Annotated in this window: 17 protein-coding genes; 8 read left to right on the top strand and 9 right to left on the bottom strand. The window is 61.4% G+C overall.

From position 1 onward, the window contains the following. Positions 1-76: 76 nt before the first annotated feature. Positions 77-1,177, bottom strand: coding sequence for a flagellin N-terminal helical domain-containing protein (locus AX760_RS03105; protein ID WP_071831357.1), 1,101 nt, complete (start codon positions 1,175-1,177; stop codon positions 77-79). A gap of 331 nt (positions 1,178-1,508) precedes the next feature. Here AX760_RS03105 and lpxK point away from each other — a divergent pair, with 331 nt between their 5' ends. Further along, positions 1,509-2,540 (top strand): tetraacyldisaccharide 4'-kinase, encoded by a 1,032-nt coding sequence (lpxK, locus tag AX760_RS03100; RefSeq protein WP_071831355.1) that lies wholly within the window; start codon positions 1,509-1,511, stop codon positions 2,538-2,540. A gap of 15 nt (positions 2,541-2,555) precedes the next feature. Here the strand turns inward: lpxK and AX760_RS03095 are convergent, their stop codons facing one another. Then, positions 2,556-2,786 carry a DUF2093 domain-containing protein gene (locus AX760_RS03095; protein ID WP_071831486.1) on the bottom strand — a complete coding sequence of 77 codons (231 nt, stop codon included), beginning with the start codon at positions 2,784-2,786 and terminating at the stop codon, positions 2,556-2,558. Positions 2,787-2,899: 113 nt separating this feature from the next. Further along, a complete protein-coding gene (gene mutL / locus AX760_RS03090; protein WP_071831354.1) occupies positions 2,900-4,702 on the bottom strand; it encodes a DNA mismatch repair endonuclease MutL in 1,803 nt (600 codons plus the stop codon). 306 nt (positions 4,703-5,008) lie between these two features. On the opposite strand from mutL, the gene AX760_RS03085 reads away from it, so the two are divergent. Next, the gene (locus AX760_RS03085) at positions 5,009-6,748 is read left to right on the top strand and encodes a response regulator (protein WP_071831353.1); all 1,740 of its coding nucleotides are present in this window, start codon (positions 5,009-5,011) and stop codon (positions 6,746-6,748) included. A gap of 156 nt (positions 6,749-6,904) precedes the next feature. Continuing rightward, positions 6,905-8,266, top strand: coding sequence for a putative bifunctional diguanylate cyclase/phosphodiesterase (locus AX760_RS03080; RefSeq protein WP_071831352.1), 1,362 nt, complete (start codon positions 6,905-6,907; stop codon positions 8,264-8,266). Between the two features lie 10 nt (positions 8,267-8,276). Here AX760_RS03080 and AX760_RS03075 read toward each other — a convergent pair whose 3' ends face one another. Then, entirely contained in the window at positions 8,277-9,197 is a 921-nt protein-coding gene (locus AX760_RS03075; protein WP_071831351.1) for a LysR substrate-binding domain-containing protein, read from the bottom strand. 129 nt (positions 9,198-9,326) lie between these two features. Here AX760_RS03075 and AX760_RS03070 point away from each other — a divergent pair, with 129 nt between their 5' ends. Further along, positions 9,327-10,886 (top strand): trimethylamine methyltransferase family protein, encoded by a 1,560-nt coding sequence (locus tag AX760_RS03070; protein WP_245294919.1) that lies wholly within the window; start codon positions 9,327-9,329, stop codon positions 10,884-10,886. A 104-nt stretch (positions 10,887-10,990) separates the two neighbouring features. On the opposite strand, the gene AX760_RS03065 is transcribed toward AX760_RS03070, so the two are convergent. The 5 genes from AX760_RS03065 to AX760_RS03045 all read right to left on the bottom strand — a co-directional run bounded on the left by AX760_RS03065 (position 10,991) and on the right by AX760_RS03045 (position 15,072). Beyond that, positions 10,991-11,593 (bottom strand): PRC-barrel domain-containing protein, encoded by a 603-nt coding sequence (locus AX760_RS03065; RefSeq protein WP_071831350.1) that lies wholly within the window; start codon positions 11,591-11,593, stop codon positions 10,991-10,993. A 243-nt stretch (positions 11,594-11,836) separates the two neighbouring features. After that, the gene (locus AX760_RS03060) at positions 11,837-12,721 is read right to left on the bottom strand and encodes an SMP-30/gluconolactonase/LRE family protein (RefSeq protein WP_071831349.1); all 885 of its coding nucleotides are present in this window, start codon (positions 12,719-12,721) and stop codon (positions 11,837-11,839) included. A gap of 1 nt (position 12,722) precedes the next feature. Then, the gene (locus AX760_RS03055; protein ID WP_071831482.1) at positions 12,723-13,355 is read right to left on the bottom strand and encodes a 2-dehydro-3-deoxy-6-phosphogalactonate aldolase; all 633 of its coding nucleotides are present in this window, start codon (positions 13,353-13,355) and stop codon (positions 12,723-12,725) included. Positions 13,356-13,372: 17 nt separating this feature from the next. Next, complete coding sequence (locus AX760_RS03050) at positions 13,373-14,302, bottom strand: 2-dehydro-3-deoxygalactonokinase (RefSeq protein WP_071831348.1); 930 nt, start codon at positions 14,300-14,302, stop codon at positions 13,373-13,375. Next, positions 14,302-15,072 (bottom strand): SDR family NAD(P)-dependent oxidoreductase, encoded by a 771-nt coding sequence (locus tag AX760_RS03045; RefSeq protein ID WP_071831347.1) that lies wholly within the window; start codon positions 15,070-15,072, stop codon positions 14,302-14,304. Before AX760_RS03045 ends, AX760_RS03050 begins: the two co-directional genes overlap by 1 nt. 143 nt (positions 15,073-15,215) lie before the next feature. Between AX760_RS03045 and AX760_RS03040 the strand changes: the two genes are divergently transcribed. The 4 genes from AX760_RS03040 to AX760_RS03025 all read left to right on the top strand — a co-directional run bounded on the left by AX760_RS03040 (position 15,216) and on the right by AX760_RS03025 (position 20,584). Further along, on the top strand, positions 15,216-16,031 hold the full coding sequence (locus tag AX760_RS03040) for an IclR family transcriptional regulator (protein ID WP_071831346.1): 816 nt from the start codon (positions 15,216-15,218) through the stop codon (positions 16,029-16,031). Positions 16,032-16,222: 191 nt separating this feature from the next. Continuing rightward, positions 16,223-17,029: a helix-turn-helix transcriptional regulator gene (locus AX760_RS03035; protein WP_083531046.1), complete on the top strand. Its 807-nt coding sequence runs from the start codon at positions 16,223-16,225 to the stop codon at positions 17,027-17,029. Between the two features lie 160 nt (positions 17,030-17,189). Next, entirely contained in the window at positions 17,190-17,945 is a 756-nt protein-coding gene (locus AX760_RS03030) for a LuxR family transcriptional regulator (RefSeq protein ID WP_071831345.1), read from the top strand. 230 nt (positions 17,946-18,175) lie between these two features. Then, positions 18,176-20,584 (top strand): methyl-accepting chemotaxis protein, encoded by a 2,409-nt coding sequence (locus AX760_RS03025; RefSeq protein WP_071831344.1) that lies wholly within the window; start codon positions 18,176-18,178, stop codon positions 20,582-20,584. Positions 20,585-20,659 lie beyond the last annotated feature (75 nt).

The following is a 20,659-nucleotide window of genomic DNA, read 5'->3' as shown; positions in this document are numbered from 1 at the left end:
AGAAAGCCCCGGAAGCTGATTGCTTCCGGGGCTTTTTGACGTGCACGCTCTGAAGCCGGTAAAGCACCGGCTATCGTCAATTCCGGAACAGTTGCAACAGAAGCGACGGGGCGTTGTTGGCGATGTTGAGGGCCTGGACAGTCAGTTGCACCTGCGCCTGGATGACCTTGAGCTTGGTCGAGGCGTCGTTCATATCGGCATCGACCAGCCGGCCGACACCTTTCTGGATCGTCGATGACAGGGCCTTATTGTAGTCCGTCTGCATATCGATCCGCATGCTCAGCGATCCCAGCGTCGCTGCGCGGTCAATCAGGGTTTTCTCGATGGCGTCATAGCGGGTAACGAGCAGGTCGGTCGCATAGTCGACCAGATCGGCCGGTACTTCACCCATATGCGATGCGCTGAACATGTCGTCGGTCTGTGCGCCATTGGCAAAGGCGATCTGCGTACGGCCGTTGAAAGCCGGAAGCCAGGCCGTCGTCTTCAACGGATCGTCATGGGCAACCCCATCCGTTTGCCCATCCGCCTGCGGATTGCCGACCAGACCGTCCTTGAGCGTGATCGTGCCATCGGCATTCTTGTAGCTGGCCGGGCCGAAGAGGTTGAGGTTGCTGTCGCCATAGATGTTGATCAGCCCGATCTTGCCCTTGGTGTAGCTCGAGACAATGCCGCTAAAGACGATATTGGGGTCGGACGGTGTCATCTCGATATAGTTCAGCGTTCGGCCATTGCCGTCCACATAGGATTTTTCGGAATAGTTGAGTTTGCCCGGTGCCAACAGGTTTCGCCCATTGAAGGAAGCAGATTCAATCACCGAGACGAACTGTTTCTCCAACTCGTAGATTTCCGAACTGATCTTGTATCGGTCTGTGCCCATACCCTTCATGATCATCACCTTGGCCTTGATCTCGGATGTGATGTCGATGAGGCTTTCCATCGCTTCATAGGCGACGTCGACGACAGCGGCTCCCAGTTCCAGCGCATCGATGACGGCACCGGTCGCCTTGTGCGTGTTGCGCATGTCGGTGGCAATCGACCAGTAGGCGGCATTGTCGGCGGCTTCGCCGACCCGCATCCCTGTCGTTACGATGTTTTGCAGCTTGTCATGCCGGCTGTCGTTATGGCGCAGGATCGCCAAGGCAGCGGTGGCTGCCGAGTTAAAGCTTGTGATCGTCATTTTAAGGATCCGCTACGCAGTACAAGAAGACGGAAGGTACGAAACTTGGTTAATCGACACTCGTCGAGATTGGTTAAAACTCGGTATATCGCAACGCCCGGCGCTGGCCTTTTGGGAGGATTGGCACCTGCGCTTCCGCGTTTGCGCGGCATCGCATCGCACGGGTCAAATCGGCCGTAACGCTTGCAATTCCCGGCGATCTGACGTTTTGTGGCGCTGGTTCCCTGATGGGTTTGACGGTGCTGGCGCCGTTGAAAAGAAAGAATGTTTTATTTTTTGCGCGACCGGTAGACGGCGTGCAGACAGGGCCGGGAAGGCGACGGAAGAGCGAATGGTTTCGGATGCCCCGCCGTTCTGGTGGACCAAAGCAGACTGGCGCGCCTATGCGCTCTCGCCTTTCTCATGGGTTTACGGACGCATATCCGGGCGCCGGATGGACCGGGCCAGACGCGTGTCGATCGAGGTTCCGGTGCTCTGCGTCGGCAATTTCACCGTCGGCGGTGCCGGCAAGACGCCGACCGCGATTGCCCTTGCGCGCGCCGCTGTCGCCAGAGGGTTGAAGCCCGGCTTTCTCAGCCGCGGTTATGGCGGATCGCTCGATGTGACGACCGTCGTCGACCTGGCCCATCACCGGGCCCGCGATGTCGGCGATGAACCGCTGCTTCTGGCGCGCGAGGCACTGACCGTCATCTGCCGCAAGCGCGTCGAGGGCGCACGCCGGCTGGTCGCCGAAGGCGCGGACCTGATCATCATGGATGATGGTTTCCAGAGTGCGCGACTGACGTTCGATTTCGCCCTGCTGGTGATCGACAGCCGCCGCGGCGTCGGCAATGGCCACCTGATCCCGTCAGGCCCGGTGCGGGCGCCGATCCCCCAGCAGATCCGTCATGCCTCGGCACTCTTGAAAATCGGCGATGGCGACCGCGCCGATGCGCTGGTGCGCCGCGCCGCGCGGGCCGGACGGCAGATCTATGCGGCCAATGTCGAGGCTCTGGATGACGGCAGCCTCAGGGATGTCCCGGTGCTCGCCTGGTGCGGCATTGCCGATCCGGAGAAGTTCTTCCGCACGGTTCGCGAAACCGGCGCCTCGATTATGGCGACACGCAGTTTTCCGGATCACCACCATTTTTCGGAGGATGAGATTGCCGACCTGCTCGATCATGCCGCCGCAAAGGGGCTGGCATTGGTGACGACGGCAAAGGACAGGGTGCGGCTGGAGGCAGATCATGGCCGTGCGGCCGAACTGCTTGCGAAGAGCCGGGTGATCGAGGTGGAAATCCGCTTTGACGACCCGACATCACCCCGCAAGATCATCGAGGCGACGATCCTCGCTGCGCGGGCACGTCGGCTGAAAGCCTCGTAATTCCTGGTGTAAGCCTTACCGCCGCTGGTTCGGCAGGATGCCCGCTCGTTTGTCGCCTTCGAAGGAGGCTTCGGCATCGGCATAAGGTTCCTGACGGGCCACGCTCCAGTAGCGCAGCTCGTCAAGCGGGATGAGCTTGCCGCTCGTTGCGCAGGTGACATGCGAGCCGGGCAAGACGATCTGGAAATCGCCATCGAGATAGCGGATCTTCGCCTCGCGATTGCCGCTGCCTTCAAACCGGTTCATCATTCGTCGTCCCCGCATTCTGTCCACCTGCTCCCGAAAAACCGCATAGCGCGTCAGGACGGAAATTTCCAGCGCAATCGAAGAGCCTCCGTCCCGAGGCCTTGATCCGAAACTCAACTGCGGCCGAACAGCCGCTCAATATCCGCAAGCTTGATCTCGATATAGGTTGGCCGCCCGTGATTGCACTGGCCGGAGCCCGGCGTCGCCTCCATCTGCCGCAAAAGCGCGTTCATCTCTTCCGGGCGCAGCCGCCGGCCGGAGCGCACCGACCCATGGCAGGCCATGGTTGCCGCCAGATAATCGAGGCGGCCGGCAAGCCCGTTTGCGGTATCCCACTCGGCCAGTTCGTCGGCCAGTTGCCGGACAAGGCCCGCCGCATCGATCTCGCCGAGCATCGCCGGCGTTTCGCGCACCGCGATCGCGCCGGGTCCGAACCGTTCGATGCCGAGCCCCAGTCTCGAAAAATCCGCAGCATGGCCAATCAGACGGTCGCAGTCATCCTCGGCCAGATCGACGATTTCGGGAATGAGCAGCGCCTGGGCTGGAACGGGCCTGTCATTCAAACCCTTGCGCAGGGTCTCGAACACCAGGCGCTCATGCGCGGCATGCTGGTCGACGATGACGAGGCCGTCCTGTGTCTGGGCGACGATATAGTTTTCGTGCAACTGTGCCCGTGCAGCCCCCAGCGGATGCTGAACGGGCTCCGTCATCGCCGCAGCCCCAGGCGTCTCTGCCATTGCTGCCCGGGCAGACGGTGTTGCCATCTCCGTGAAGGCGGCCTGCCGCGCCTCGGCAAAGCCGGTTGCCGCTGTCGAAAAGTTCATTGGCCGGTAGGGCGACGTCTCGGCGCTCCAGGGGGGCGTTGAATAGCGCGCCGGTTCCGGGCGAAAGGCCCGCATCAGGCCGCTGGCGCCGGTGGTCGAGGCGCGGTCGCCCTCCTGCGCCATGGCCTGGCGGATCGCACCGATGATCAGGCCGCGCACCAGACCCGGATCGCGAAAGCGCACGTCGGATTTTGCCGGATGCACGTTGACGTCGACCAGTTCCGGGTCGATGTCGATCGAAAGCACGGCAACCGGATAACGCCCCTGCGGGATTGTTTCGGCATAGGCCGCGCGCAAAGCCGACCAGATCAGCTTGTCCTGCACCGGACGGCCGTTGACGAAGGCATATTGTTGCAGCGAGTTGCCGCGGTTGAAGGTCGGCACACCGGCAAAGCCGGTCAGTCGCACGCCCTCACGCGCAGCGTCGATCTCGATTGCGTTGTCGCGAAAGTCCTTGCCCAGCACCTGCGCGATCCGCGCCAGCCGGTCATCGCCGGTCGCTGCAAATTCCAGCGTCGTGCGATCCGATCCGGACAGCACGAACCGCACCTGCGGAAAGGCGATCGCCATGCGCCGGACGACGTCGGAGATCGCCGAAGCTTCGGCGCGTTCCGACTTCATGAAGTTCAGCCGTGCCGGCGTCGCGAAGAACAGGTCGCGCACCTCGACCGTGGTTCCCTGATTGGCGGCCACCGGGCGCACCGGTCGGACCTTGCCGCCTTCGACACTGATTTCCGCGCCATGTCCGGCACCGGCCGGCCGACTGGAAATCGTCAATCGCGCGACGGAGCCGATCGACGGCAGCGCTTCGCCGCGGAAACCCAACGTGCGGATATCGAACAGGCTGCCGTCGAGCTTCGAGGTGCAATGCCGTCGGACAGCCAGTTCGAGGTCGTCCGGACCCATGCCGGAGCCGTTGTCGGTGACCCGCAGCAGCGTCTTGCCGCCGCCGGCGGTGGCAATCTCGATGCGTGTCGCATGCGCATCGAGCGCGTTCTCGATCAATTCCTTCGCCGCACTGGCGGGGCGTTCGATGACTTCGCCAGCGGCGATCTGGTTGATGAGCGTTTCGGAGAGTTGCTTGATGGGCATGGCACATTGTCCGGGATTCGCGGCTTCATGAAAAGCCGTTAGCGGCGTCTATCCCCGCTTCTCTCATGCCCCTTGGCGACACGCTGCAGCCACCACCGGTGGCAACAATGCCACAGAAATTTAATCAGCCTTTAACACTAAACTGCGACGTTCCTTAAGAACCTGAATGAGAACGGGTTTTGTCTTTTGGGAAGGATGACGCAGCTGGCCGTCGTCGATCGATAACCCCGAAAGGTGCCGTTTCGGCGACACGACCAGCATGTTTTTCCAGAAAACAGCGCCCCGGGGCGATATGAGGGTTATGGTATGAGCGATGTAGCGCTGACTGGCGCGAACATCCAGAAAACGGTTTTGGACGCGGCTTCCGACGCGTTGGGCCTTGCTATTCTTGTCTGCGACAAGAATGACGAGATCGTTTTCGCCAGCCGACACCTGCTTCAGTTCTATCCGATTTCCGCATCCCTGCTTCAGCCCGGCACCCGCATTCGCGATTTTCTCGGGGCTGTGTTTGATTCGGGCGTGCGCAACGGCACCGTGCCCGAGCGAAGCCGCCGGCGCTCCAATCGCGACGAGTGGATTTCAGAGCATATTTCCTTTCACTGGCGCGAGCGCTACGAAACCATCGAGCGCATCGGTCGCCAGCGCTGGATCAGCGTGCGCAAGCGCCGGATCTCCAGCGGCCTGTGTTTCGTTGCAATCAGCGACATCTCCGACCAGAAGAAGCGCGAAGAGCAGATTCAGACCGATCTCGAACGGGTGGAGCTGACCGAGGGTATTCTCGACTCGATGCCCAATCCAATGTGCGTCAAGGATCGGAACCTGAACTATATCGCCGTCAACAAGGCCTTCTGCGCGATCCACGGGATGACCGCCGAGGCGATCCTCGGACGCTCCGTCTGGGATCTGCTGGAGCCTGAATTTGCCGAGAAATTCGAACGCAGCGATCGCGCGGTTCTGGAGACCGGTGTCAGTTATTCCCTGCCGGAACAGCTCGTTCGCGCCGATGGCGAAGACCTCTGGGTGGTCACGCACAAATACCGGGTCGGCGAAGCCGGCAAGCATCTGGTCGTGACCTGTATGAGCGATGTCACGGATGTCGTGGTCGGGAACGATGACTCCGAAAACGCGCCGTCGCGCAAGGTCGGCTTCAAGGTCAAGGATTACGACCTCTTCGAGCCGGGTCAGAACTGCTATGATCCGTTCCGGGCACTCGACATGCAGCATTTGGTCGAACCGGGCCCGATCCTCGACGCCATGCCGCAGCCCCTGCGCCACGTGCTGGTGGCGACGTCCGATCCCAATCTCGAACAGCGGATCCTGTCAAAGCTGCGCGAATGGCAATTCGATGCCGGCGCCATATCGAACCTCAGCGAACTCGCGCAGATGCGGAAAGCCGTCGCTTCTGCCGGCCTGAGCGTCGATCTCCTGCTGATCGATGCCGGGATGAAGGACGCGAAGGACATCGCGGCCGGCTGGGAGACATTGCCGTCATTGCTGCTGCCGACGGACTGGACGGAGGCGCAGCTCCACACCGATATCCTGCGCATCGGCGAGATCGCCGCTGAAGCAACAGAGGTCATGCCGCTCGTGCCCGAAGACTGGGATATCGTGGTCGCGCCGGAAATGCCCCTTGAAAGAAGTCATTCCGATGTCGAGGTCGTCGTCGCCGAGGACAACGAGATCAACCAGTTCGTCTTCGCCCAGATCCTTGAGGGACTGGGCATCTCCTATCGCATCGCCGCCAATGGCGAGGAGGCTGTGACGCTGTGGCAGCAGTGCAAACCGAACCTGATCCTGATGGACGTGGCCATGCCGGTGATGAACGGCTTTGACGCCGCCCGTGCGATCCGCGAGGCCGAAAAGTCCTCCGGCACCCGCACGCCGATCATCGCCGTGACGGCACAGGCTCTGGACATAGACATCGAACGCAGCCTGGCTGCCGGGATGGACGATCACATCACCAAGCCGATCAGCCCCGACATGATCGAGGCGGTCTATCGGGCCTTCGTGCCGGAAAAGCAGGAGCGACCGGCCGTTCAGGCCTGACATGACGAGAGGGCATGCCGTTGGCGCGCAGTGTCAACCCCAAGAACTGGGGATGCCACTACCGGATATGGGGAGACATCGCTGTTGAAATGTTAACCACCGGATGTGCATCGTGAAACCGAAAAGACCCACTCAGGTCCAATGCGGGAATGCGTTATGAACACTGCTGACACGCCGTCTCAGCACCTTAGCCGGAGCGATCTCCAGGCCATGGCCTACACGGATCCGCTGACCGGTCTTGGCAATTCCTATACGCTGCGCGACAAGGTGCGCGAGATTGCGGCCGAACGGGCCAACGACCCCGCACCCTTCACCATCGGCCTTGCCAATCTCGACGGCTTCAAGCCGATCAACGACCTTTTCGGTCCCGAAGCGGGCGATGCCATCCTGTGCCAGGTTGCCAGCCGGCTGCTGGCCTGTGTTCCCGACGGGGCAACCGTCATCCGCCATGGCGGCGACGAGTTCGCTTTCGTTCTGCCGCTGGTGTTTGAGCGCAAGGCGGCGGAAAAGATCGGCGCCCTGCTGAAGGAAGTGCTGTCCGCGCCCTTTGATCTGGGCGAGCGCACTGTCCGTCTCTCGGCCTCCTTCGGTTTTGCCGTTTACCCGTTTGCCGGCGAGGACTTCGGCGACCTCCTGAAAAGCGCCGACACCGCACTCTATCGTTCCAAGCGCCGAGGCCGTGGCCAGATCACCGTCTATTCGCGCGAAATCGCCCAGGAGATGAAGCGGGCAACGCAGCTGGAGCAGGCGCTGCGCAATGCCATCATCGCCGACGAGGTCGATGTGCATTTCCAGCCGATCGTCAATCTCAAGGATGACAGCGTCGTCGGCTTCGAGGCTCTGGCACGCTGGTGCGATGCCGATCTCGGCTATGTCTCGCCGGCCGTTTTCGTTCCGCTGGCCGAGGAACGCGGTTTTATCGATACGCTGTCGGAAGCACTGCTGCGCAAGGCAGCGGAAGCAGCCCTCGCCTGGCCGAAGGAGCTTTTCCTCTCCTTCAACCTGTCCTCGGCCCAATTGATGGATCCATCCACCAGCGCCAATGTGCTTTCGATCATCGGCCGCGCCGGGCTCGATCCCCGACGTCTGGAGCTGGAAATCACCGAGACGGCCGTGATGACGGATGAGGACGTGGCGCAGAAGATCGTCACCGAGCTGCGGGCCGCCGGGGTGCGCATTTCCCTCGATGACTTTGGCACCGGCCAGTCCAGCCTCGGGCGTCTGCGCGATTTCTCCTTCGACAAGGTCAAGGTCGATCGCGCCTTCGTATCGCGCATTTCGCACGACCGCTCCTCCGAACATATCGTCAAGGCGATTGTTGCCATGTGCGACGGGCTGGATCTGGAAGTCGTGGCCGAAGGCATCGAGGATGTCTCCGAGGCGCTGAAGCTGAAGGCGCTCGGATGCGGCATGGGGCAGGGCTATTTCTACGGAAAGCCGGTCGATGCCGTCGCCACCATGCGTTATCTCGCGACCAAATACGCGACGAGAGAGCCGGGTTCCGCTGCCGGCGGATAGACGGCCTGCCTCAGCCCTCCCGCGTTTTGCGTCCCTCTTCCAGCAGCCAGTCGCGCACCCGCCGCGCCTGCATGGTGAGTTCGCGCGAGCGTGGCCAGACCACGTAGAAGGCAAGCCCCGTATCAAGCACATGGCCGCCGACCGGGACGAGTGCGCCGGATCCGACCTGTCGTTCGGTCAGGTGTTGCCAGCCCAGCGCAATGCCGTCTCCCGCCAGAACGGCCTGCACCACCAGCACATAATCATTGATCGCCAGGCGCCTTGATTGCGCGGGATAGGTCAGTCCGGCGCTGGCGAACCATTCGGGCCAGTCGCAGGCCTGTCGCACCGGTTCTTCCAGATGGATCAGCCGGTAACGCATCAACTCGTCAGGACTTTGCGGCATGCCGTTCGCCTCGATGAAGGCGGGGCTGGCGACCGCGCTGATCACCTCCGGTGCAAGCAGGGCAGCATGATATTGCGGCCAATTGGCCGGATCGCCGCCACGCACGCCCAGCGGTATCGGTTCCTCGTCGAGGTCGAGATCGCGCACGCTGGTCTGGATCCGCAGGTCGATCTCCGGCAGGTCCTGACGCAGCCGGGTCAGTCGGGGCAGCATCCACATCGAGGCAAAGGCGGTGGACGCGGCCAATGTCACATTGGACTCGCGGCCCTTGGCGCGGATGTCCTCCGCCGATTTCTGGATGCGGGCGAGGCCGATCGAGACGTCGGCATGGAATTTTTCGCCGGCTTCCGTGAGTTCGACCGCCCGGTGGACGCGATGGAAGAGCGGCACGCCAAGCTGGTCTTCCAGTCCGCGAACGGCATAGGAAACGGCAGCCTGGGTCATGCCGAGTTCATTGGCGGCACGGGTGAAATTCTGGTGCCGGCCAGCCGCCTCGAAGACAACAAGGCTGGAGGCGGAGGGCAGGAGGCGGCGAAGCGTTTGCATAAGGCCAGATTATAGCATGTCTCTGATTTTTCCAGCGTTACAAAGCAGCTGTTGCAAAATACCATCGGTTTCAATCATGGCAGATATGCAATGGGAGAGAAGGCAAGGGGAGGCGTGGCAATGGTAGACATGGCGATGGAAACGATTGCGGTACCGGAGGCGGACACCGGCCGAAGGACACGCGGATCGCGGCCGGCGCGACGCGATGGATCGGCAAAGATCATTGGCGTACCCTATATCGCCCGCAACATTCCCCCCTATGATATTCTCAATGAGGAAAACCTGCAGAAGATCGAGCGCGTTGCCGATCGGATTCTGGCGGAGGTCGGCATAGAGTTCCGCGACGATCCCGTCTGTCTCGACTATTGGAGGCAGGCAGGCGCGAAAGTCGATGGCGTGCTTGTGCGTTTCGAGCCCGGCATGCTCAACGAGATCGTTTCGACGGCGCCGCAGCAATTCACCCAGCATGCCCGCAACCCCAGGCACAATGTCGAGATCGGCGGCAGCAACGTCGTGTTTTCGCCGGCCTATGGTTCGCCCTTCGTCATGGATATCGACAAGGGCCGGCGCTACGGCACGCTGGAGGATTTCCGCAATTTCATCAAACTGGCCCAGTCGAGCCCCTATCTGCACCATTCCGGCGGCACGATCTGCGAGCCGGTCGACGTGCCGGTCAACAAACGCCATCTCGACATGGTCTATAGCCATATCAAATACTCCGATCGGGCCTTCATGGGGTCGATCACGGCGGAGGAGCGTGCCGAGGATTCGATCGACATGGCGCGCATCGTCTTTGGCCGCGACTTCGTCGACCGGAACTGCGTCATCCTTGGCAATGTCAACGTCAACTCGCCGCTCGTCTGGGACGGGACGATGACGAAGTCGCTCCGGGCCTATGCGCGCGCCAACCAGGCGGCGGTGATCGTGCCGTTCATCCTTGGCGGCGCCATGGGGCCGGTCACCAATGCCGGCGCGATTGCGCAATCCTATGCCGAGACGCTGGCCGGTTGCGCACTGACCCAGCTCGAGCGGCGCGGTGCGCCTGTCATCTTCGGCAATTTCCTGTCGTCCATGTCGCTCCGTTCGGGCGCGCCGACCTTCGGCACGCCGGAACCGGCCATCGGCTCGATGGTGATCGGCCAGTTGGCTCGCCGCCTGAAATTGCCTCTGCGATGCGCCGGAAACTTCTCCAACTCCAAGCTGCCCGATGGGCAGGCCATGGTCGAAGGCACGATGTCGATGCTGTCGGCGGTGCATTGCGGCGCCAATTTCATCCTGCACTCGGCCGGCTTTCTCGATGGGTTGCTGGCCATGTCCTACGAAAAATTCATGATGGACGTCGATCTTTGCGGCGCCCTGCATTCCTATCTTGCGGGCGTCGTCGTCGACGACAACACGCTGGCCATGGATGCGTTCCTGCAGGTCGGGCCCGGCAGCCATTTCCTTGGCTGCGATCACACCATGAAGAACTACCAGACGGCTTTCTGGGATTCGAACCTCTCGGACAACGAATCCTTTGAGAAATGGAGCGAAGAGGGGGGATCGACCGACATGGCGACCCGGGCGAACAAACGCTGGAAAAAGACGCTCGCCGAATATGAAGCGCCCCCTCTGGATATCGCCATCGACGAAGCGTTGACCGACTATATGACGCGCCGCAAGACCGGCATGGCGGATGCCTGGTACTAAGGGAGAGCGCAGCAGCGACGTGCCATGATTTGCGCCCTCTCATCAAACAACGAAAAAGGGCGGCGCCGAAGCACCGCCCTCTCGCAGAATGGCTGACTTGATGATTACTCAACCGGGGCCGGCTGTACGGCGGTGGCCGGAGCCGTACCGGTCGACGATGTCGTCGACGAATCAACCGGAGTGGCAGCATTGGTTTCAGCAGTCTGCTGCGCCTTGGTCTTGAATTCCGGCGCTGCGTTCAGCGTGTCGGCGGTTTCAGCCGTCGTCAGCTTCAGCTCATCGGAGTCCGGAACAGCGGTAACCGTGATGGTGTCGAGCGGAACGGCGACATTCTTTTCGCCTATGCCGAGGAAGCCACCGACGCCAATCACAGCGGCTTCAACCGAGCCGTCCATGGTGAAGATCAGGTCGCTGATTTCGCCGATGCTTTCATCCGCGGAATTGTAGACCGACTGGCCGATATAGGTGTTGGCCGAGATCTGGTCCTGACCCTGCATGGTCAGGTAATTGGAACCTGCGGCCGGGGTCGTCTGCGCCGAGCCCATCGTGGTCGTGGCATCAGCCGGCTGTTCCGGCGTGGCCTGGGCCGGTTCCATGGTCTGCGTCTGTGGCTGGGTTGTTTCCTGCGCGAAGGTCATCGGCGCGAAAGCAGTCATGCCTGCGAAAAGAGCACCAGCGGCAACGGAAGCTACGAGTTTCTTGGTCATGTCAAAACTACCTTTCAAATTGTTCTTCGATCGGGGCGCAGCGGTCATATTTGGTTCGGTGCTGCACCGGTGATGCCCAGACAACGTGAGTAAACAGGATCGGTTCCGAAAAAACTCAATCAAAAACTTTGGAACTTTTTGGCGCTTTGATCTGCGTGCTGTCGTCGAAAAGCGGCCTCGCCGGTGAACTGGATGTCGCTGGAAACGACATCAGCGTTGGTTCACCGGAGGAGTTACAGCCTTTTACAAACGATAGGCCGGTTCGAACCGGCCCTTGACCGCAATGCCGAGATCAAAGGTCTGGCCGGCCAGCGGATCGGCGGCACGGGCGCTGTCATCCATGTCCTGCCATGCCGATGTCACCATCAGCCTGTCGGCATGGGCGCCGATGAAGGCCGGGCAGCTCGTTTGTGTCGCGGGCACGGCGTAGCGGCGCAGGCGCGTGCCATCCGGTGCATAGACATCGACCGCACCCTCGCCCCAGCGAGCATTATAGATCAGGCCATCGGCATCGCAGACCGAACCATCGACAGCGCCGGCTTCGCCGCTCTGGTCGCTGAACAGCACCGCGTCACCCGTGGGCAGGCCGCTTTTCGGATCGAGCGGAACCTGCATGATATGGTTGACGGCGGAATCGACGAAATAGCCTGTTCTCCCGTCCGGTGAGAAGCAGATGCCGTTGGGGATGGAGAGGTTGCCGAAGAGCCGGGTCACCGTGCCCGCCGCGACGTGATAGATCGCGCCGGCCTGATTTTCCGCCTTGCGCCCCATGGTGCTGACCCAGAGGCTTCCGGAAACATGCATGCGTCCATCATTCGAGCGTATGCCGGCATCTTCATCGAGCGTCGCGTGGGCTTCGAGTTTGCCGGTCGCGATCTCGCGAATGAAAAGACCCTGGTCCGACGCGATCAGCTGGCGCTCCGGATCGATGGCGGCGAGCACGCTGCCGAGGAAGGGCAGCGGGTGAACCTGCTTGCGGCCGCTTTCCAGGTGCAGTTCATGCAATTCCTTGCCCTTGATGTTGAACCACCAGACGGTGCCGGTCGTCGGATCATAGGTCGGGCCTTCGCCCAGTTCGGACGGCGCGGCGCAAAGGGTCGTGCCTTTAAACGGGATGGTCGTGGTCATGTCAGCCTCCATAAACTGCGTCATAGGCAGCAAGCGTCACCCGGGCACGCGTGGCCACTTCAGAGGCGTCCATGCCGGCCTTGTAAAGGCTGGAGCCGAGGCCGAAGCTCTTGATGCCGATCTTGGCATAATCCGCAAAATTGGTCTCCGACACGCCGCCGACGGCAGCAATCTCCAGTTCCGGCGGCAGCACGGTGCGGATGGCCGCGATGCCGGATGCACCAAGCACGCTGGCCGGGAAGAATTTCAGCCCCGTTGCGCCGGCCTTTGCCGCTGCAAGCGCTTCCGTCGGCGTAAAGACGCCGGGCATGGTGATCATGCCCTTGGCTGCGGCCAGCGAAATGACCGCCGGCTCGACATTGGGGCTGACCATCAGTTTTCCGCCGACGCCGTCGAGTTGTTCGACCTGCTCTGTGGTCAGCACCGTGCCGGCGCCGATCAGGCAGCCGGCCGGCGCCATTTTGACGGCCATTTCGATCGAGCGGAACGGCTCCGGTGAATTCAGCGGGATCTCGATCGCCGTAAAGCCGGCTTCGATCAACGCGCCGACCAAGGCTTCGGTTTCGGAAGGTTTCAAGCCGCGCAGAATGGCGATCAGCGGATATTTCATGGTCGGGAAGGGAATACGGGTCATGCTGGTTTCGACTTTCTTCATTGCGGCCAGAGCGCGCGGGCGGCCGATGCCAGTCCATGACGCACGGCGTCATCGGCATCGATCAGAATGGGATCAAGGTTGAAGGCGGCAAAGGCAGCCCTGTAGAGTGCGCCGAGCGGTCCCGAAGCGACCAGGCAGAGGCCGCCGCCGGCATCGACCGTGCTCAGCGCCCCGGCGATTTCGAGGCCGATCAACGTTCCGGACAGCCGCGCCTTGCCGTCGGTCGCGGGCAGGGCATGCAGCAATTGTCCGGCGCGCACCGAAAACAGACGGTTGGTGGCAAGCGCCGGATTGTCCCGGATCTGTTTCACCGCAGCGACAAAGGCCGGATGCGTGCCATCGAAGCTGCCGCCGTCACCCACCGTGTGGCTGAGGATCGTGTGCTTGGAAATCGCATCGAACAGTTCACCGGTCATGAAGGTGGAAAAGCCGGTGACAACGCCTTGGGCGACGCGAACCCACTTGCTGTGGGTCCCGGGCATGCAGACAAGATGATCGCCCGACAGCAGGATGTCGCCGGCGCCGAGCAGTTGGGTCTCTTCGCCGCGCAGCACGTCGGCAGCCGCCGGGTCGCGCTGGGCAAGGCCCGGCAGGATACGCACGTCCCTGTTGATACCGGGCACGGGCACGGCGGCATGGACGATGTCGGCAAGCGCTGCCGGCGTATCCAGATAGCCCGCCTCGACCCAGCCCTGTCGCGCGCCGGCCATGCCGCAGACGATGACCGGCAGGCCGGCGGGGGCGGAGATGGCGTCAAGATGGGATTGCAGGACCGTTTCGAACCCGGTCTTGGCGGCTGTGGTCATGCCGTCGCCACTGCGGCGCTCGGCCAGCACCGCGCCATCCCGGCCGATCAGCCAGAGCCGGAAGCTCGATGTTCCCCAGTCCACGGCGACATACTGTGCCGCCCCGATCGTTGCCACCATCAGAAAACGCCTCCATCGACGATCATTGTTTGTGCGGTCATGCCTTGAGAGCAATCGGACGCGAGGTAGAGGCAGGGACCGACAAGATCCTCTGCCAGCAGCGTGCGCTTCAGGCATTGTTTCTCGATCATCGCCTTGATCGACCCGTCAGTCAGCCAGAGGTCCTTCTGTCGCTGCGTCACCACCATGCCCGGCAACACGGCGTTGACGCGGATATTTTCGGGACCGAGATGTCCGGCCAGCGACTTCGTCAGGCCGATAATGCCGGCCTTGGCCGCCGAATAGACCGGAAGGTCGCCCACATTGAGCATGAAGGCGATCGACGAGAAATTGATGATCGATCCATGGCCAAGAGATCGCATAGAGGGTGCTACCGCCTGTGCCATGAAAAAATGCGGGCGCAGATTGACGGCCTGGCTTTCGTCCCATGTCTCCGGCGTGACCTCCTCCAGCAGGTTGCGATCGTCGCGGGCGGCATTGTTGATGAGGACGCCGATCGGTCCGATCGCCGCCACGGCCTGTTCAACGGCAAGGCGCATGGCGTCGATGTCGCGCAGGTCGGCTTTGATGAAGACCGGCGCACCGGTGTCATTGTCCGCGAGCCGTTCGACCAGCGCCTCTCCGGCGGTGCGATCGATATCGATGAAGGCGACGCGTGATCCTTGCGCGAGAAAGCCTTCAACGAGCGCCGCACCAATGCCGGAACTGCCGCCGGTGATCAGTACGGCGCGGTCCTTCAAGTCCGGGAAGCGGGCGGACGGCATGGCCATGGACATTTTCTCCCTGCAGAAGCAGTTGATCTGTTTATTGATTCCAAATATTGGAACATGATTTGATTATCTGGAATTATCGGTCTAGGCTGACGACCTTGTCAAGCGCTGGAGCGGACGACAGATCGAAGGACGAAAGTTACATGGCGAAACGCGAATTCGATAGGGATGACGATGTCGGGCGCGTGGCCGCGAACGACACCGGTACGCTCGGCAAGGCGATCGCAGTTCTGGAGCTTGTCTCGACTGCGCAGACGCCGCTGCGCTTCACCGAAATCCTCGCGCTGAGTGGCCAGCCGCGTGGCACTCTGCACCGGCACCTGTCGCATCTGGTGGAGGAGGGCCTGCTGAACCTGGCGCCAGACCTGCGTTACGAACCGGGCATGCGCCTGTTGAAATTCGCCTCCAATGCCTGGGCAAAGAACCAGTTCCGGACCGTCGCCGAGCCGCATCTGAAGACACTGCACGAGCGAACGGGAGAGACGGTGCATCTCGGCATCCTGCATGGTCAGGAAATCATCTATCTCGACAAGGTCGAAAGCCGGCAGGCGGTCCGCATGAATTCGCAGATCGGCAACGCCTCGCCGGTCTATTGCACCGGCGTCGGCAAGGCGGCCTTGTCGGTCCTTCCACAGAAGCGTCTCGATGACCTTATGGCACAGTTTTCGTTCCACTCCTATACGCCGACCACGCATCGCTCCGCATCCGAACTGATGGCGGAACTCCTGATGGTGCGCCGGGTGGGATACGCGTTTGACCGTGAAGAGCATGAGAGCGGCATCCGCTGCGTTGCCGCTCCCATCGATGCGCCGCGCCATGGCATTGTTGCCGGGGTTTCGGTAACGGGGCCTGCCTATCGCGTCGCCATGGAACAACTGGAGATCTGGGCGGTTGTTGTCAAAGAGGCAGCACACGCGATCGAGCGGGACGTTGAAGTCCGGCTTGGGCCGGGTCGCTAGGTATGTCTGGAGGTCCGTGGAACCCCGGGCACAAACCCGGGACTTTACGGTAAATTAGTTTCTTCGACTGGACGTGGTGAAACGAGAGCTGTAGCCTTGATATATCATTACAAAGGACTTCGCCGGCCTTGGCCACGGCATGCATCACCGGACACGTTTGATTGTGGCTCTAATGAAGGAATGTTGCTCAGATGTGGCGCTTGAGTGTTTCTAAGACACCGGATCGGCCCGTCAGAAGCCGGAACGAGGATGGGCTTTTCGATTTCGACCAGACCGCCCGCGCCATTACGCCAGCGGATGGTCATCGGATCGCCGAGGAAATGACTGAAGAAGCCGATGTCCGGTGTGGTCTGGACGGTCTGGCCCATGCCTATGGGTTCAAAGGCTTCATCGTCATCGCGGTTCCCGTCCGGGACAGCAACAGCCTCGAAGAATCAACACTGATGACCAATTGGCCACACGAATTTCTGAAGGGGTATGACGAGGCCAATCTCATGGCGGGAAGCCCGGTGATCAGCCGGCTGCGCCGCAGCACCATTCCCTTTACCTATGATGCCATCGTCGATTCGCGTCGACGGTCGGACGGAAAGGGGGCCGTGGTCCTTTCCCTGTTTGACAGGATGGGCATGAAGCGCGGCATTTACATCCCCGTCCACGATACCAAGGGCACATGCGGTGCCGTTGCATTCGGCGGAGATCGGGAACTTGTTTCGTGCCAGGAAATGAACGAACTGACGTTTGTCGCCGGTGGACTTTTCAATCGCCTGAGCGAGCTCAAGGCAAAGAACTATGCCCGCAACAATACGCCGCTTTCGAAACGCGAGCTGGAATGTCTGTTCTGGGCAGCAGCCGGAAAGACGACCAGCGAAATGGCAAAAATTCTTTCTCTCTCGGAATATACGGTCAATCACTATTTGAACCGGGCCACCCGGAAACTGGATTCGGTCAACCGTGTGCAAACGGTCGCAAAAGCGATTCGCGCCGGTCTGATCAACTGACAGATATGAGTTCAAGCATGAGGCAAGGCAATTGGAATGCGACGAAACGCAGCGGTCCGTCCGGATGTCTGCCCGTTGAGGTCGCTGTAACGACGTGCGACTGGCTCTGCATAGTGCCGGAGATCGCATCCGGCAGTGGCACCGAAGACGGGATTTTGGAATGCGGGAAGCAATGACAATCGGGCCGAAGGATACAGGGCAACCCCGCGGTGGGGACTTCGCCTCCGAAATTTCGACACTGGAAACGCAGTTCGACGTCATCCGCTACATGAAGAGAGTGACGCAGGCATTCGGCTTCAAGACGTTCATGATCTGCACGGTGCCTGGTTTCGATACCGATAAACTCGCCAGCATGTCGATCGTCTCGAACATGCCGGGTGAGCTGATCAACAAATATGACAGCATCTCGCTTCTCAAGCATTCGACCGGCATCCGTCGCTTGCGGGAAACGACCACGCCCTTCCAGCTCTCGCTTTCGGACTGGGACAAGGAGAGCAGCCGCCCGGTCGAATCCAACGACTATATCGCGATGTTGCGCGACCACGGCATCCTGCAGGCCAATTATTTTCCAGTCCACGATGCCGATGGCAGCCGTGCTGCTGTCATCCTGATGGGGGATGAGGTCGAAATGCCGATGAGCGCGACGATGGAACTGCAGATGATTGCCATCCACGTCTACAATCGCCTGACCGAGATCGGAGCCTTCTGGAAGGATACGGCGACGACCCTGTCCGAGCGCGAGATCCAGTGCCTGAGCTGGACTGCGGCCGGCAAGACCAGCTCGGAAATTGCCGGGATTATCGGTCTCTCGGAGCACACCGTGAACCACTACCTGAACCACGTGACCAAGAAGCTGGATGCGGTAAACCGGACACAGGCCGTGGTGAAGGCGATGAAAAAAGGCTATATCACCTGATCGTGGTGGAAATCTCTGGAAGGCAACCCAACCAGTCATCGGGACAGGCCTGAAAGCCTTGGTCTTTAGACGAACATTAAGGATTTTGCTCCAGTTTCGGCGTCGGTGAAATGATTTCATTGGAAGGCTGGCAGGCACGCGGTTGATGCGCGTCATACCCCTTCGCTTGCTGTTGAAGTCATTCGCCGCCGGACCTCAAGGGTGCCTGCGCGCTCTTTGAGGAACCGTCCATGCTGTTCAAGACCGCGACCTCCCGCAATATTTTCGCCGTTGTGGCGACAGGGCTTTTTGCCACCGTGGTCACGGCCGGAACGCTGTTCTCCATTTCCTATTCCGAAGTCAAACGCCGCAGCGTCGCTGAAATGACCGCCGAAGCCCAGATGACCGCCGCCGACATCGAGACGCGGATGGCCAAGGGCCTGCAACTCGTCCAGGGCCTGCAGAGCACGTTTTCGGCCATGCAGATCTCCGGCACGGCAGATCGCAGCGCGGCTGACGCCTTGCTCCGCAAAAACCTTGAAGACAACCCGGATGCGCTTGGCGTCTGGAGCGGCTGGCAACCGAATGCATTTGACGGCAAGGATGCCGAATTCGCCGGCAAGCCGGACCATGACGCGAGCGGCCGCTACGTTCCCTACTGGGTGCGCTCCGGCGCCGACATCATCGTCACGCCGCTGGTCGATTACGACACGCCCGGCCCGGGAGATTTTTACCAGCTGCCGTTCACGCAGCAGAAGACCGTGGTCATCGAGCCGTACAAATACAAGGTCGACGGCAAGGACGTGCTGATGACGACACTTGTCGGCCCGGTCACTGTGGGCGGCAAGCAACTCGGTGTCACCGGCATCGACATCGCGCTCGATAATCTCACCGCCGGTCTGGCCGCTGTGAAGCCGCTTGGCGACGGCAATGTCGCGTTGATCTCGCAGGGCGGCAGTTTCATCAGCCACGTCAATGCCGATAATCTCGGCAAAACGCTCAAGGACAGCGATGTCGATGCTAAAGCCTGGCAGCAACTGATCGCCAATCCCGGCCAGCCGATCGAGACTGTCGTCAAGGATGGCACGCGCTTCCTGTCGATCGCGGTGCCGGTCCCGTTGCTTGCCGATACGTCCTGGTACGCGGTCGTCTCCGTCCCGCAGGCCACGGTCTTTGCCTATTTGACCCATATGGCCTGGATTTCCGTTGCCATCATCGGGCTCGCCTCGGCGTTGCTGGTGCTTCTCGGCGTGCTGATCTCCCGCCGTTTCCGCATGCGGGTCGAAGGTGTCGTCAGGGCAACCGGGGACATTGCCAGGGGCAATACCGGCATCGTTATCCCGGATGTCGACCGAAAGGATGAAATCGGCGACATGGCCCGCTCGCTGGCCGTTCTCCGCGATGCTGCGATCACCAAAGAGCGGCTTGAAACAGAGGCGGAGCAGAACCGGACGATGGGCGAGGAAGAGCGCCAGCGCCGTGTCGCCGACGCGGCCGATAGCGAACGCCAGATGCGCCTTGCGGTCAGCGAACTCGGCGCCGGCCTGCAGCGTCTTGCCGACGGCGATGTGACGTTCCGCCTCTCGACGCCGTTCATCGGCACGCTGGATGCGCTGCGGGAAGACTTCAACACCTCGGTGAGCAAGCTGCAGCAGGCGCTGCAATCCGTCGGCATCAATGCCCAGGCCATTCAGGCCGGCTCTGCCGAGATCCGCTCGGCTGCCGATGATCTTGCCAAGCGCACGGAACAGCAGGCAGCCTCCGTCGAACAGACGGCGGCGGCTCTCGACGAAATCACGGCCTCGGTCAAGGATTCGACCCTGCGGGCCGAAGAGGCAAACCAGCTTGTTGCCAAAGCGCGGGCTGGGGCCCAGACCTCGAGTGGTGTCGTCCGCAATGCAATCGAAGCTGTCGGCCAGATTGAAAGCTCCTCGCAGGAAATCTCCAACATCATCGGCGTGATCGACGAAATCGCCTTCCAGACGAACCTTTTGGCGCTCAATGCTGGCGTCGAAGCAGCGCGCGCCGGCGACGCGGGCAAGGGCTTTGCCGTCGTTGCCCAGGAGGTCCGCGAACTTGCCCAGCGCTCGGCCACCGCGGCCAAGGAAATCAAGGCGCTGATCTCGAAATCCGGCAACCAGGTGAAGACCGGCGTCGCGCTGGTCGGGGAAGCCGGAAAGGCGCTCGACGTCATCGTGCACGAGGTCGACGAGATCAATCTCCGGGTCATCTCGATCGTCGAGGCAGCCCGCGAGCAGTCCATCGGACTGAACGACATCAATCGTGCGGTCAATGTCATGGACCAGGGCACGCAGCAGAATGCCGCCATGGTCGAGGAGCAGACGGCAGCGAGCCACAGTCTGGCGGCGGAAGCCTCGGCACTGAACGGTCTGCTGGCGAATTTCCGGCTTGGCAATGCGTCTGAGCAGGTCCGCAACGGTAGCGACAACCGTGCGCCGGCCGCCGGTGTTTCCCGCCCCGTGACGCCGGTCTATTCCGCGCCTCCGGTGCGGGCAAAGTCCGCGTTGAAGCCGGCTTCGGTCCTGACGCCTGCCGTGCAGTCGCCGGCGCGCGCCCTCAGCCAGAAATTGGCCGGCGCCTTCAAGAGCGGTGGATCCTCGACGCCGATCGCGTCGAAGGATGGCTGGGACGAATTCTGACCGGATTGCCTGCAATCCGCTGGTGAATGCCTAAAAAACGAGCGCCGCCTTTCAGGTCGGCGCTCAACCGGTTTT

The organism is Pararhizobium antarcticum (genome assembly GCF_001885585.1).
Lineage (GTDB): Bacteria > Pseudomonadota > Alphaproteobacteria > Rhizobiales > Rhizobiaceae > Pararhizobium > Pararhizobium antarcticum.
This window is presented reverse-complemented; position numbering and strand designations above follow the sequence as displayed.

What these genes read in the sequence shown, in the direction of transcription:
- AX760_RS03105 (WP_071831357.1), bottom strand. Translation starts at nt 1,177, where the DNA reads ATGACGATCACAAGCTTTAACTCGGCAGCCACCGCTGCCTTGGCGATC.
- lpxK (WP_071831355.1), top strand. Translation starts at nt 1,509, where the DNA reads ATGGTTTCGGATGCCCCGCCGTTCTGGTGGACCAAAGCAGACTGGCGC.
- AX760_RS03095 (WP_071831486.1), bottom strand. Translation starts at nt 2,786, where the DNA reads ATGAACCGGTTTGAAGGCAGCGGCAATCGCGAGGCGAAGATCCGCTAT.
- mutL (WP_071831354.1), bottom strand. Translation starts at nt 4,702, where the DNA reads ATGCCCATCAAGCAACTCTCCGAAACGCTCATCAACCAGATCGCCGCT.
- AX760_RS03085 (WP_071831353.1), top strand. Translation starts at nt 5,009, where the DNA reads ATGAGCGATGTAGCGCTGACTGGCGCGAACATCCAGAAAACGGTTTTG.
- AX760_RS03080 (WP_071831352.1), top strand. Translation starts at nt 6,905, where the DNA reads ATGAACACTGCTGACACGCCGTCTCAGCACCTTAGCCGGAGCGATCTC.
- AX760_RS03075 (WP_071831351.1), bottom strand. Translation starts at nt 9,197, where the DNA reads ATGCAAACGCTTCGCCGCCTCCTGCCCTCCGCCTCCAGCCTTGTTGTC.
- AX760_RS03070 (WP_245294919.1), top strand. Translation starts at nt 9,327, where the DNA reads ATGGCGATGGAAACGATTGCGGTACCGGAGGCGGACACCGGCCGAAGG.
- AX760_RS03065 (WP_071831350.1), bottom strand. Translation starts at nt 11,593, where the DNA reads ATGACCAAGAAACTCGTAGCTTCCGTTGCCGCTGGTGCTCTTTTCGCA.
- AX760_RS03060 (WP_071831349.1), bottom strand. Translation starts at nt 12,721, where the DNA reads ATGACCACGACCATCCCGTTTAAAGGCACGACCCTTTGCGCCGCGCCG.
- AX760_RS03055 (WP_071831482.1), bottom strand. Translation starts at nt 13,355, where the DNA reads ATGACCCGTATTCCCTTCCCGACCATGAAATATCCGCTGATCGCCATT.
- AX760_RS03050 (WP_071831348.1), bottom strand. Translation starts at nt 14,302, where the DNA reads ATGGTGGCAACGATCGGGGCGGCACAGTATGTCGCCGTGGACTGGGGA.
- AX760_RS03045 (WP_071831347.1), bottom strand. Translation starts at nt 15,072, where the DNA reads ATGGCCATGCCGTCCGCCCGCTTCCCGGACTTGAAGGACCGCGCCGTA.
- AX760_RS03040 (WP_071831346.1), top strand. Translation starts at nt 15,216, where the DNA reads ATGGCGAAACGCGAATTCGATAGGGATGACGATGTCGGGCGCGTGGCC.
- AX760_RS03035 (WP_083531046.1), top strand. Translation starts at nt 16,223, where the DNA reads ATGTGGCGCTTGAGTGTTTCTAAGACACCGGATCGGCCCGTCAGAAGC.
- AX760_RS03030 (WP_071831345.1), top strand. Translation starts at nt 17,190, where the DNA reads ATGCGGGAAGCAATGACAATCGGGCCGAAGGATACAGGGCAACCCCGC.
- AX760_RS03025 (WP_071831344.1), top strand. Translation starts at nt 18,176, where the DNA reads ATGCTGTTCAAGACCGCGACCTCCCGCAATATTTTCGCCGTTGTGGCG.